7 protein-coding genes are annotated in these 13,300 nt (G+C 65.6%); 4 read left to right on the forward strand and 3 right to left on the reverse strand.

What is annotated here, in order from left to right; all coding sequences use genetic code 11:
- Positions 1-2 precede the first annotated feature (2 nt).
- From JI664_RS09685 to JI664_RS09695, 3 genes are all read right to left on the reverse strand, one after another.
- Positions 3-947 (reverse strand): glycosyltransferase family 2 protein, encoded by a 945-nt coding sequence (locus tag JI664_RS09685; RefSeq protein WP_207013536.1) that lies wholly within the window; start codon positions 945-947, stop codon positions 3-5.
- On the reverse strand, positions 944-7,270 hold the full coding sequence (locus JI664_RS09690; RefSeq protein ID WP_207013537.1) for a type I polyketide synthase: 6,327 nt from the start codon (positions 7,268-7,270) through the stop codon (positions 944-946). The genes JI664_RS09685 and JI664_RS09690 overlap by 4 nt, the downstream gene beginning before the upstream one ends.
- Before the next feature lie 87 nt (positions 7,271-7,357).
- Complete coding sequence (locus tag JI664_RS09695) at positions 7,358-8,884, reverse strand: O-antigen ligase family protein (RefSeq protein ID WP_207013538.1); 1,527 nt, start codon at positions 8,882-8,884, stop codon at positions 7,358-7,360.
- A gap of 210 nt (positions 8,885-9,094) precedes the next feature.
- Here JI664_RS09695 and JI664_RS09700 point away from each other — a divergent pair, with 210 nt between their 5' ends.
- The 4 genes from JI664_RS09700 (at position 9,095) to JI664_RS09715 (ending at position 13,281) form a co-directional block, all read left to right on the forward strand.
- Positions 9,095-9,841: a WecB/TagA/CpsF family glycosyltransferase gene (locus tag JI664_RS09700; RefSeq protein ID WP_349768709.1), complete on the forward strand. Its 747-nt coding sequence runs from the start codon at positions 9,095-9,097 to the stop codon at positions 9,839-9,841.
- 118 nt (positions 9,842-9,959) lie between these two features.
- Entirely contained in the window at positions 9,960-11,069 is a 1,110-nt protein-coding gene (locus JI664_RS09705) for an S-(hydroxymethyl)glutathione dehydrogenase/class III alcohol dehydrogenase (RefSeq protein ID WP_207013539.1), read from the forward strand.
- A complete protein-coding gene (gene fghA / locus JI664_RS09710; protein ID WP_207013540.1) occupies positions 11,069-11,902 on the forward strand; it encodes an S-formylglutathione hydrolase in 834 nt (277 codons plus the stop codon). The genes JI664_RS09705 and fghA overlap by 1 nt, the downstream gene beginning before the upstream one ends.
- Positions 11,903-12,102: 200 nt before the next feature.
- Positions 12,103-13,281 (forward strand): lytic murein transglycosylase, encoded by a 1,179-nt coding sequence (locus tag JI664_RS09715; RefSeq protein WP_207013541.1) that lies wholly within the window; start codon positions 12,103-12,105, stop codon positions 13,279-13,281.
- Positions 13,282-13,300: the final 19 nt, after the last annotated feature.

Here is a 13,300-nt window from a genome sequence, read left to right on the forward strand (position 1 = left end):
TCTTAACTCTCCTGCGGTCGGCGCGTTCCCAGACTGTGTCGCAAGAGATCGCGGACAAAATGTGGCGGGGTGTGGGGTTGTTTGCGTTGCAGCAACACCCGCAGCCCGAACAGGCCCAGCCCGGCCATATGCGCGGCGGTCGCGGTCAGCGTGTAGAGGCGACCGTGGTTCTTTTCAAAGTAATGCTGCCGCGACTGAAACCAATAATCCGGCACGCGGGACCATTGCTTCATCCCGGTGCTGACCGAGCCGATATGCACGACCCGGCTCTCAACCACATAGGCCGCGTTCCAGCCCGCGCGCCGCCCGCGCAGGAACAGATCAACCTCTTCGAAATACAGGAAAAACGTCTCGTCGAAGAGACCGATCTCATCCAGCATGTCCTGCCGCATCAGCACGCTGGCCCCGGCGACCCAGTCGACCTGCGTGGTCTGCGTGGGCAGCGGCGGGGCGACGATGGCGTGTTTGAGCAGCTTCGAAACCGGGCCGGTCTGCGCCGCGCCCTCGAACTCGCTGGCGATCGAGGGGAAGCGGAAGGCGGTGACATGCGGCACATCGTCATCCCCCCGGATCGCGCTGCCCGCAAAGCCGGTCTGCGGATGGGTGTCGAGGTAATCGAGCAGCACGCGGATCGCATCGGGTTCGGGGAAGGCGTCCGAATTCATGATGAAGACGTAATCGGGCCGCGTTCCGTCCGGCAGGCCCGCGCGGATGCCCACATTGTTCCCCGCCCCGAAGCCGCCATTGCGTTCAGACGCGATCACCCGCACGCGTGGCCAGCTTTCGGCACGGGCGCTCAGGGTTTCGAAACTGCCGTCCTGGCTGTCATTGTCGACGATGGTGATCGCGCCCTCGATCCCTTCCATCGCGGTGATTGCGGCCTCGGTGGCGCGCGCTGTCATCTCGGCGGTGCGCCAGTTCAGGATCACGCACAGAACGCGGCTCATGTCTCGACCTCGGCGATCAGGGTCTTCAGCTTGGAGGCCATGACGCGGACATTGGGTTCCAGCACCATGGAATCGTGATCGCCGGGAACCTCGTGCACGCTGAGCCGGGCCATGAAGCGCGACCAGTCGTTATCGTCATAGACGTATTCCTTCGCACTGCTGACCCAGCGCCCGCCCGAGACCTTCCAATGCCGGTCCAGCGGCGGGCGGAACAGCGCGACCCGGCCGTCATAGGGGGCAAGGCCGACATGCGGCAGGGCATTGCGGAAAGCGGTTTCGATAGCGCGGTTGTGGAAGCCGCTATCGGCTTCGGCCTGCGCCTCTTGCGCCATGCGTTCCAGCTCTTCCTTCCACAATTTGCGGTTGGCCATCCATTCGGCGAAATAGCCCGGACCCTTGCGCCGGAACTCGGTCGCCTTGATCAGCGCTTTGTCGGTGCGATTCAGCGCCGGGCGCTCGGGCAGAGGTGTGTCCAGCAGCGTCAGCAGCGCGACCTCTTCGCCCTCGGCGCGCAATTGCCGCGCCATTTCCAAAGCCGTCAACCCGCCGCCCGAGAAACCGCCGATCAGGTAGGGCCCGTGCGGTTGCACCTGCCGGACCTCGGTCAGGTAGTCGCGCGCGGCGTCATCCAGACGGCGATGCGGTTCGGCGCCACCCAGAAGGCCGCGCGCCTGCAGGCCATAGAACGGCCGGTCGCGGCCCAGAAGCTGGGCGAGATTGCGCAGGTTCAGCACGTTGCCGAACATGCCCGCGCACAGGAAGAACGGCGTCTTCGCGCCCGGCTCGCCCTCGTGCATCGGCACGAGGAACTCGTAGCGTTTCTGCGGCACGGCCACGGCGGGGGCATCGCCCGTCTCGGTGATCCCGGCGCGTTCGGCGACCATGGCGGCGACTTTTTCGACGGTCGGCGCTTCGAACAGGATCGAGATCGGGAAATCGACCGACCATGTTTTCTTCACGCGCGCGAACAGCCGGACGGCGATCAGCGAATGGCCGCCAAGATCGAAGAAGCTGTCCTGCACGCCGACGCCCTGCACGCCCAGCAATTCCTCGAACATCGCCACCAGCATCCGCTCGACATCGTTGCGCGGCTCGACATAGGCGCTGTCGAGATTGGGGCGTTCGAATTTCTGCCCGTCGCCGGTTTCGATCTCGATAGGCTGCGCGGCCTCGGCGATCAGTTCGGGCAGCGTCAGCGACGAGATCACCACCTGCCGACGATCCGTAGCGATGGCGCGCAGGAAACCCTCGGCGCCCTCGGCTGCGGTCAGGCCCTGCGCAAGATTGCGCGCCAGCCGTTCTTCGCCGGGATTGAGCGCGCGGTCGTCGGTCCCGGCGTCGAACTCCACTTCCGAGGGCAGAAGCGGCGCGGGCGTCCCAAAGCCGCCGTCCAGCCGCTTGATTGTGAAGCGGGCGATCTCGGCGCAGACCTCGCCCTCGGGCGTGGCAAGGGTGATGTCGAAACTGGCCACGCCCTGTTCGGCGGGGGCGATACGGACATGGCTGACGATTTCGGCGGGCAGGGCGCGGAAGACCTTCACGCTGCCATAGCTGACCGGCACCCAGAGCGCGCGACCGCCGTAACCCGCGATCAGCTCCATCGCCCAGCCGGTGGCAAGGTCCGTCAGCGCGGGATGCAGCACAAAGCCCTGATCCAGATCGGCGCGGAACGCTTCGGGCAGGGACAGCCGGGCGATGCCTTCGCCGGTGCCATAGCCCTGCCGTTTCAGCACCCGCCAGCGCGGGCCGAAGTTCAGATGCGTCTCCTGCCCCGTGGCGATGCCGCAGGGATCTTTCTTGATCCCGGTCTGGCAGCGCCCTTCGACCGCGGCGATGTCCAGCGGCGCGGGGCGGGCGATGTCGCGCATGTTGATCTGCGCGCTGGCATTCAGCACGAAGCCGTCCCGCCCGCGCAGGGTCACGCCCGAGCGCAGCGCGAAGTCATAGCCCGCATCGTTGCGCGTCAGCGTCACGCGGATCGCGCGGGGGTCGTCGACCTCGAGCGCGCGGAAGAAGGTCAGGTCGGCGATCTCGAAGGGTTCGACCTCGCCCTGTCCGTGCAGCGATTGCGCGGCGATTTCCAGCATCCCGGTGCCGGGCACCAGCGCGCGGTTGTCCTTGGTGCGGTGTTCGTCCAGCAGCCACATATCGGTGGTATAGGTCGCGCTGAAACGCCGGTTCATCCCCGCGTCAAAGCCCGCCGTTTCCAGCAAAGGCAGCGCGACGGGCGTTTCCGGCATCGCCGGGTCGTGGCCCAGGCGCGAGGCCATAGCGTCGGCGGCCATGCCGACCTCGGCCCAGATGCCCCAGTCGATGGCGGTGACGCGGGTCTTGCCCGAACGCGCCGTGGCCCAGGCGTTGAGATATTCGTTCGCGGCAACGTAATCGACCTGACCGGCGGGCGCCGTCAGGGTCGAGGTGGACGAGAACACGACGATCCGTTCGACCGCGCCGTCGGGCAGCAGGCTGTCGAGCACGCGTGTGCCGTGGACCTTGGGGGCAAAGACGTTTTCCACGCTGCCGACCGATTTCGCGGCCATCGGCGCGTCGTCAATCGTGCCCGCCGCGTGGATCACGCCGTGAATCTTGCCGAACCGCGTGCGGGCGGCGTCGAGGGCTGCGCGCATCTCGTCGATATTGCAGACATCGGCAGCGGTGATCATCACCTCGCCGCCCATGGCTTCCAGCCGCTCGACCTGCAGGATGCGGCGGGTCGCGGCGTCGCCGCGCGCCTTCGCGGCCTCCCATTCTTCGCGCGGCGGCAGGGCGGTGCGAGCGATCAGCACGATCTTCGCGCCTGAGCGTTGGATCAGAGCCTCGGCCACGGATTGCCCGATGCCGCCGAAACCGCCGGTGATGACCCAGGCCGCGCCCTGCGGCAAGTCGGGGGTGTCGGTCAGCGGCTGCGCGCGCAGTTTCTGCACGAAGCGCTTGGTTCCGCGCAGGGCGGCGACATGGTTGCCGGGCTGGGCGAGCAGCTCTTCAAGGATCGGCAGGGTTTGATCCGGCGCCGATCCGCGCTTGCGGGTGCGGGGGTCGATATCCAGCGTGCCGATGGTGATCCCGGTGACCTCATGCGGCATCACGCGGGCGGGCCCGGCGATCAGCGCCTTTTCCGGCCAGCGCAGCGCTTCGTCCCGGACGCGCTGGGCGCCGGCGGTGATGACGCTCATGTGGATCGGCCCGGCGAGGCCTTCATCCGCAATGGCCTGACCGAGGAACAGCAGCGAATAAAAGCCCTGTTCCACATGCGCCTGAAACGCGTTCGAGCCGGGGCGGAACCGCTCTTCGCCCGAGGCGAGCCAGAAATGCGCGATGCGGGTGGGCACGGTGCCGCGATGGACAAGGTCCTGAACAAGCAGATCATACCCCTCGCGCCCGCGCTCGGGCGGCAGGGTATAGGCATTCTCGCCCCGGCGGCAGAACGTGTCGCCGGTCTGCACCTCGATCACCTTTTGTCCGGCGTCGCGCAGGCGGGCGATGACGGGGGCGGCGATGCCGTCCTGATCGGCGAAGATCAGCCAGCTTTCCGCCGGGGCCTGATCCAGCTCGGTCTCGACATCGAGATCCACCTCGGCCGAGCGCGCGACCCAGGCCAGCCGCGTGCCCATGTCCGCGACATCCTCGATCCGCGCGGGAAGGGCGGTTTCTACCGCCGTGGCGGGTTTGGCGGGGGCGATGAAATATTCGCGCCGGTCAAAGGCATAGCCCGGCAGCGGCAGTTTCACCCGCCGCGCCTCGCCCCAGATCTGCGCCCAATCGAACGCGCCGCCCAGTGCCCAGATCCGGCCCAGAAGGCCCATGTGGTACATATCGTCGGCGATGTCTTCGTCGGGATGGCGCAGCGCGGCCAGAACCTGTTGCGGCGGCACCGCGCCATGCATCCGGGTGAGCGAGGACAGCGCCTTGCCCGGCCCGACCTCGATCCAGATGCGGTTGGGGGTCTCGGCCAGATGGGCCACGCAATCGGCGAACATCACCGTGCTGCGCAGGTGCTGGGTCCAGTAATCGGGGCTGGTGGCCTGCTCGGGCGTCAGGGGCTGGCCGGTGCGGTTGGAGATGATCGGCAGTTGCGGCGGACTAAGCCGGATCGACGCCAGATAAGCACGGAACTGACCGAGGATCGGTTCGAGCATCTTGGAATGCGCGGCGATGTCGATGGCGATGCGCTGGGTATCGATGCCATCCGCTTCAAGCCGTTTGGCCAGATCCTCAAGCCCCGCATCGGGGCCGCTGACCACTGTCAGCTCCGGCGCGTTGACCGAGGCGATATCCAGATCGCCCAGATAGGGCGTCAGCGCGTCCAGACCCAGCGGCACCGACAGCATCCCGCCCGCAGGCACGGTGTCGAACAGCGAGCCGCGCAGATGCACCAGACCGATGCAATCTTCGAAGCTGAGGACGCCGGCAAGGCAGGCGGCAGTGTTCTCGCCCATCGAATGCCCGACCAGGGCCGAGGGCTGCACGCCCCACGCCATCAGCATCTGCGCCAGAGCGTATTCGGTGATCATGATCAGCGGCAGCTGGACCGAGGGTTTTTTCAGCGTCTCGTTCGCCGCGTCCTCGGCCCCCGGTTCGGGCAACCAGAGCGCGCGCAGATCGTAGGACAGGCGCGGCTGCAGGATCTCAAGCCCGCGATCCATCCATTCGGCGAAGACCGGCTCGGTTTCATAGAGATCGCGCGCCATGCCCGCATATTGGGCACCGCCGCCGGGGAACAGGAAAACCACGTCGGGATTGTCCAGCGCGGTATGGCTGAAGACCCGGCGCGGGTTGTCGGTTTCCAAAAGCGAGGCGGCTTCTTCGGCTGTTTCGGCCACCACCACGCGGCGCTTGTCAAAGGCGCGGCGGCCCTGCTTCAGCGTCCAGGCGATATCGGCAAGGTTCTGATCGGGGTTCGCGCGCAGATGAGCGGCCAGATTGGCCGCCTGCCCGTCCAGCGTGGTTTTCGAGCGCGCCGAGAGGGTGAACAGCTGAAACGGCCAGTCGCTTTCCTCGGACGGGGCGCGTTCGGGCGCTTCTTGAAGGATCGCATGGGCATTGGTGCCGCCCACGCCCAGTGAGTTGACGCCCGCGCGGCGCGGATGGCCGCGGTTCTCCCACGGCGTCAGCGCGGCGTTGACGGCGAAGGGCGAGGTTTCGAAATCGATCGTCGGGTTCGGCGCCTCGAAGCCCAGCGAGGGGGGCATTTCCTTGTGATGCAGCGACAGCGCCACCTTGATGAGCGAGGCCACGCCCGCCGCCGTGTCCAGATGGCCGATATTGGTCTTGACCGAGCCGATCTTGCAGAATTGCGTCTTGTCGGTGGTCTGCTGAAAGGCCTGCGTCATCGCGGCGACCTCGATCGGGTCGCCCAGATAGGTGCCGGTGCCGTGGCATTCGATGTAATCGACCGTCTCGGCGGGAACGTCGGACAATGCCTGCGCCTCGGCCACGCAGCGCGCCTGACCCTCGACCGAGGGCGCCAGATAGCCCGCCTTCTGCGCGCCGTCATTGTTGATCGCCGATCCCTTGACCACGGCCCAGATATGGTCGCCGTCGCGGATCGCATCGTCCAGCCGTTTCAGCGCCACGCAGCCCGCGCCCGAGCCGAACACCGTGCCCTGCGCGCGATGGTCGAAGGCATGGCATTCGCCATCGGGGCTCAGGATCTCGTTTTCCTTGTAGAAATAGCCGCGCATCTGCGGCAGCTCGATAGTCACGCCGCCCGCCAGCGCCATGTCGCATTCGCCGTTCAACAGCGCCTGCGAGGCATAGTGCAGCGCCACCAGAGAGGTCGAACACGCGGTCTGGATGTTGATCGACGGGCCGCGCAGGTCGAAGATATGGCTGACGCGGGTGGACAGGAAATCCTTGTCGTTGCCGGTATGGCGCAGCAGGAACATGCCGACATCGCGCACGATGTCGCGGTTCGAGCAGATGTTGAAATAGAAATAGCTGCCCATGCCGCAGCCCGCATAGACGCCGATCGTGCCGTCGAAGCCGTCGGGCGTGGTGCCCGCGTTCTCCATCGCTTCCCACGCCACTTCCAGGAACTGGCGGTGCTGCGGGTCGAGGATCGCGGCCTCCTTGGGCGAGAAGCCGAAGAACTCGGCGTCGAAATCGGCGAATTTGTCGAGCGGCGCGGCGAAGGGGACGTAGTTGGGCTGACGGATATTGGCCGGGTCTTCGCCCGCAGCCAGAAGCTCATCCTCGGTCAGTTGACGGATGGCACGGGTGCCCGAACGCAGCATCTCCCAATAGGCATCGACCGACGGCGCACCCGGCAGATGGGCGGCCATGCCCACGATGGCGATGTCGGTGTCGGAGATATCGGCGGACATGGCGTACCTTTGATGCAACGGAATTCGAACGGAAACTGGCTGATCTTTGGGGCGAGAGTGGCGCCCCAATCGGGCTGAAATCGGGCGTCAAATCAAGGTTCTGGGCCCGCTCGCCGCCGGGTCTTGTGCCGGGCCACTGCTTTGCTCGCCGCGATTGAGGCCCAACATGACGCCGCGATGAGCGCGCCGCAACCGCTCGTCGCGGGTGGCGTTGGTGGCGTGTTTCATATCCTCGGCATAGCCCAGAAGCGCGCCCGCCATCAGCCATGTGAAGGGAATGAGCGTGGCATTGGGCAACAGGTCGAACATGTTCACGGCAAGGATCAGCGCAATCGTACTGACCTCGACCGGGACGGGGGCGGCCCCCCGGCGACCCGCCTGAAAGGCCAGTGAATAAAGCGGCAGCGCCAGCATCCCGAAAGCGGCGATATAGCCCAGCCAGCCGTAATGCCCGATGGTGATGATCCATTGGCCGTCGACGATGGTCTCGGTCTCGCCGGTGGCGGCGTCGTAGACCATGAACCGGCCCCAGCCACCCCAGCCGAAAAGCGGCCGTTCCTCGACATGATCGAGGATGCGCTGTTCGTTGTTGAACCGGTATTCCAGCGATTGCTCGCGCTCTTCGCTGATCTCGGACACCTGATCTAGGATCGCCTGCGTCGGCACCAGTTCCAGCCCGCGCAGCATTGGATAGGCGATGACCAGCGTGACCAGCATCGTCGCGATGGCCAGATGGATTCGCGGTTTCATCAGCAGGATGACCGGCACGAAGGCCAGCGTGTAAAGCAGCGGCCCCATCGATTTGGTCAGCACAACAAGGAACAGCCCGAAGCCCACCATGAGCAACCGCTTGCCCGCCAGATCCTTGGGGGCGATGCGGAACCGTCCGGCGGCGGCCATGGTGACCATGAAGACGAAGAAGGCGACCCAAAGCCCGTGCGGCATGAAAACGAAGGGCCGGAACCCGCCCTGCCGCATCGCCTGCGCGAAATCATGCTGGAAAAAGCCGTAGATGCGGGTGTGCAGCTGCGGCGACATCCGCACCTCGTAGAGCATCGGCAGGGCATAGAGCATCCCGCCGATGACCAGTGCCAGAAGGATCTCGCGCATGCCTTCGGGTCCGCGCAACGCCTCGCGGGCAAGGAAGAAGGGCAGCATGAAGAAGATCTGCTGCACCAGCGCCGAGCCGGAATCATAGAATCTGAGCCCCGGAAGTCCCCACAATTCCAGCGCATTGGGATCGACCAGCCGCATCGAGCCGAACCGGTCCACGCCGAACTGGATCGCATCCATGTTGTTGAAAACGGTGATCGCCGGGCTGATGAGGAACATCACCACCAGAAGCCGCCCGACCCAGGCCTGCGGCACAAGGTTGGGCATCCGGCCCCAATACGACATGCAGATGGCAAAGGCCGTGAGGTTGGGAATGCTTTCCTTGTTCAACGGCGGGATCAGCGGGAAGTTGATTGCGCTGATCTGCGGCAGAAACATATAGGCGCCAAGGATCGACCAGATCAGCGCCCGCTGCTGCGACATGGTGCGGAACATGACGATCACGACGACCGGATAGCCGACAAGCGCGAGCAGCGCGAAGATATTGCCGATCTGGATCATGCCTGCGCATCCCCTGCGCGCAACGGCCCGCCCGGAGTGATTGCCTGCCGTCTCATTGCCCGTTCTTTGCCCAAACCGCGATACTCGTCTTGCCTGCACGCTTGCGGGCTTTCATGGCGCGGCGGGGCTATCTATAACCATCTCCGGACGCGCTGTCTGCCCTCAGCCGGGGAGCATGGTGGCGAATTGCGTCCAGAGTATGGGGGATTCGTGGAGTTTTCATTCCCGCCGCATCGGATCGAGGTCAACATGGCCGATTCCGCTGCGCTGCTGGCCGAGGTGCGGCGCCGGTTTCGCGCCGATGAAGGCTTCGCGCTGGCGACGATCAATCTCGATCACCTTGTGAAGCTGGCGCGCGATCCGGCCTTCCGCGAGGTCTATGCCGCGCAGGATCTGGTCTGTGCCGATGGCAATCCGATCGTCTGGCTGTCGAAGCTGGCGGGAAAGCCCGTCTCTCTGGTGCCCGGTTCGGACATGGTGGTGCCGCTGGCCAGCCTTGCCGCGCGCGAAGAGGTTCCCGTGGCGCTGATGGGCTCGACGGACGAGGCGCTGTCGGATGCAGGCGCTGCACTGTCCGAACGCGTCCCGGGCCTGCGGATCGTCTCGCGCATCGCGCCGCCAATGGGGTTCGATCCCACCGGCCCCGACGCCCGGCGCATTCTGCAGGAGATCGCCGCATCGGGCGCAAGGCTGTGCTTCGTCGCACTGGGGGCGCCCAAGCAGGAACAATTCGCCGCTTTCGGACGCCAGATCGCGCCGCAGGTGGGCTTTGCTTCGATCGGGGCGGGGCTGGATTTTCTGGCCGGACGACAGCAGCGGGCGCCGGAATGGGTGCGCGCGATTGCCATGGAATGGGTCTGGCGGATGATGTCGAACCCGCGGCGGCTGGCGAAGCGGTATTTCGACTGTATCGTGATCCTGCCGGGGCAGGCGCTGCGCGCGTGGCGCCAGCGCTAAGCGGTTTCAAAAGCCGCCTTTCGAGGGTCTTCGGCGACAAGTCCGGGCTGGATGTTCCGGCCCGATTCCGGCAAGGTCGGCGGGCATTTTCGCGAACCACTTACCCGGGAGACCTCTGATGAAAACCCGTGCCGCCGTCGCCTTCGAGGCGAAGAAACCGCTCGAGATTGTCGAGCTTGACCTTGAGGGCCCGAAAGCGGGCGAAGTGCTGGTCGAAATCATGGCGACCGGCATCTGCCATACCGACGCCTACACGCTGGACGGGCTGGACAGCGAAGGCCTGTTCCCGTCGGTGCTGGGCCATGAAGGCGCGGGTATCGTGCGCGAAGTCGGCGCGGGCGTGACCTCGGTCAAGCCGGGCGACCACGTGATCCCGCTTTACACCCCCGAATGCCGCCAGTGCAAAAGCTGCCTGTCGGGCAAGACCAACCTGTGCACCGCGATCCGCGCCACGCAGGGCAAGGGCGTGATGCCCGATGGCACATCGCGCTTCAGCTACAAGGGCGCGCCGGTCTATCACTATATGGGCTGCTCGACCTTCTCGAACTTCACCGTCCTGCCGGAAATCGCCGTGGCGAAAATCCGCGAGGACGCGCCCTTCGACAAGGCCTGCTATATCGGCTGCGGCGTAACCACGGGCGTAGGCGCCGTGATCAACTCGGCCAAGGTCGAGCCGGGCGCGAATGTCGTGGTCTTCGGACTGGGCGGCATCGGTCTGAACGTGATTCAGGGCGCCCGCATGGTGGGTGCCGACAAGATCATCGGCGTCGATATCAACGACGAGAAAGCCCAGTGGGGCAAGATGTTCGGCATGACCGATTTCGTGAACCCGACCAAGATCGACGGCGACATCGTCGCCAAGCTGGTCGAGATGACCGATGGCGGCGCGGATTACACCTTTGACTGCACCGGCAACACCATGGTCATGCGTCAGGCGCTGGAAGCCTGCCATCGCGGCTGGGGTGTCTCGACGGTGATCGGCGTGGCCGAGGCGGGCAAGGAAATCTCGACCCGTCCGTTCCAGCTGGTGACCGGGCGCGTCTGGAAGGGCTCGGCCTTTGGCGGTGCGCGGGGCCGGACCGACGTTCCGAAGATCGTCGACTGGTACATGAACAAGAAGATCGAAATCGACCCGATGATCACTCACACGCTGTCGCTGGAAGAGATCAACAAGGGTTTCGACCTGATGCATGCGGGCGAGTCGATCCGGTCGGTGGTGGTGTTCTGATGGAACGCATCAACCGCTGGCGCAGTCACGGCGGCTGGCAGGAAGTCTGGCGCCATGACAGCGACGAGACGGGAACGCCGATGGAGTTCTCGATCTTCCTGCCCGATGGGGAAGGTCCGAAACCCGTCGTGTGGTACCTGTCCGGACTGACCTGCAACTGGTCGAACGTCACCGAGAAGGGCGAGTTTCGCGCGGCCTGTGCGAAACACGGCCTGATCTTCGTGGCGCCCGATACCTCGCCGCGCGGCGACGGCGTGCCCGACGATCCCGAAGGCGCCTATGATTTCGGTCTGGGTGCGGGGTTCTATGTCGACAGCACGCGCGCGCCCTGGGCCACGAATTACCGCATGCGGTCTTATGTCGAGACGGAACTGCCGACGCTGCTGCGCCAGCATTTCCCGATGGATATGGACCGTCAGGCGATCATGGGCCATTCGATGGGCGGGCACGGGGCGCTGACGATCGGGCTGCGCAACGCGTCGCGCTTCCGCTCGGTTTCGGCCTTCGCGCCGATCTGTGCGCCGACACAATGCCCATGGGGCCAGAAGGCGCTGGGCCAGTATCTGGGTTCGGATCAGGATGCTTGGGCCGATTACGATGCCTGCCGTCTGATCGAGGGTGGCGCGCGGGTGGCGGCGCTGAAGGTCGATCAGGGGGCGGCGGACGGGTTCCTTGAGACCCAGCTGATGCCCGAAAAGCTGGACGCGGCCTGCAAGGCGGCGGGTCAGCCGCTGGAGCTGGGCGTGCATGAAGGCTACGATCATTCGTATTACTTCATTTCCAGCTTCATGGGTACGCATCTCGATTGGCATGCGGCGCATCTGACGGCCTGAAGGCCGCGCCTTTGGAAACGGGAGAGAGGGGGCTGTCTGCCCCCTCTTTGCCATCCGGCAAATTCACCCCCGAGGATATTTCCGGAACAAAGATGCGGGCGGCTATTTTCGCCCGGACGATAGACGCGGCGCGGCGGCGCGATACCTTGGCCGCTGGACGCGATTGTTGCTAGGCTGCGACATCATCGACAGGAGTTTTCATGCGTTTCTTTAAAGCCGCGGCTCTGGCCGCTTTCATGGTGGCCCCGGCAATCGCGCAGGCGCAGGCTTGTGGCGGGAACTGGCAGGCCTTTGTCAACGACATGCGCGGGCAGGCGGTGCGCAACGGCATCCCCCAGAACGTCGCGGATGCGTTTTTCGGCGGGCTGCGCCAGAACCAGACGGTGCTGAGCCGCGACCGCGCGCAGGGGTTTTTCCAGCGCCCTTTCATCGAATTCTCGCGCGCGCTGATCAGCCAGAACCGGCTGAACCGCGCCCGCCAGCTTCTGTCGCAGCAATCGGGCCTGTTCCAGCGCCTGCAGTCGCAATACGGCATCAGCCCGGGCGTCATGCTGGCCTTCCTGGCCTTCGAGACGGATTTCGGCGCGGTGCAGGGCGATATCAACACCGCCGATGCGCTGGCGACGCTGTCGCATGATTGCCGCCGCCCCGAACTGTTCCGCCCGCAACTTCTGGCCATGGCCGAGCTCTATCGCCGTGGCGATCTGGATCCGCGCACCACGCAGGGCGCCTGGGCGGGCGAGATCGGCATGGTGCAGATGCTGCCGCGCGACATTCTGGAGCTGGGCGTCGATGCCGATGGCAACGGTCATGTCGATGTGCGCGGCTCGATGGCCGACGCGGTGCTGACCGGGGCCGCGCTGCTGCGCCATCATGGCTGGCGCCCGAACGAGCCGTGGCTGATCGAGGTCTCGGTGCCGCAGGGGTTGGATCTGCGCCAGACGGGTCTGCGCACGCAGATGAGCGTGAGCGACTGGGCGCGGCTGGGCGTGCAGGCGCGCGGAACCTCGATGCCGTCCGGCCGTTTGCCGGCCTCGGTGATCCTGCCGCAGGGGCGTGGCGGGCCGGCCTTCATGATCTTCGACAATTTCCGCGTGCTGTTCGAATGGAACCAGTCGTTCACCTATGTGGTGACCGCGGCCTATTTCGCCACCCGGATCGAGGGCGCGCCGGTTTATGACGCGGGCAATCCGCAGCCGGGGCTGAATCAGAACCAGATGGTCGATCTGCAGCGCCGCCTGCAGGCGCGCGGGTTCGATGTCGGCGGTGCCGATGGGATTCTGGGTGCGGGGACGCGTGCCGCCGTGCAGGACGTTCAGGCGCAGCTTGGCCTGCCTGCCGATGGCTGGCCGACGCCGGATCTGCTGCGCCGTCTGTGATTTCGGCCTGATCGGTCCC

This window comes from Rhodobacter sp. NTK016B, assembly GCF_017303295.1.
In the GTDB taxonomy this organism is placed as follows: domain Bacteria; phylum Pseudomonadota; class Alphaproteobacteria; order Rhodobacterales; family Rhodobacteraceae; genus Pararhodobacter.

Coding starts and splice junctions, on each gene's coding strand:
- JI664_RS09685 (WP_207013536.1), bottom strand. CDS start 947: ATGAGCCGCGTTCTGTGCGTGATCCTGAACTGGCGCACCGCCGAGATG.
- JI664_RS09690 (WP_207013537.1), bottom strand. CDS start 7,270: ATGTCCGCCGATATCTCCGACACCGACATCGCCATCGTGGGCATGGCC.
- JI664_RS09695 (WP_207013538.1), bottom strand. CDS start 8,884: ATGATCCAGATCGGCAATATCTTCGCGCTGCTCGCGCTTGTCGGCTAT.
- JI664_RS09705 (WP_207013539.1), top strand. CDS start 9,960: ATGAAAACCCGTGCCGCCGTCGCCTTCGAGGCGAAGAAACCGCTCGAG.
- fghA (WP_207013540.1), top strand. CDS start 11,069: ATGGAACGCATCAACCGCTGGCGCAGTCACGGCGGCTGGCAGGAAGTC.
- JI664_RS09715 (WP_207013541.1), top strand. CDS start 12,103: ATGCGTTTCTTTAAAGCCGCGGCTCTGGCCGCTTTCATGGTGGCCCCG.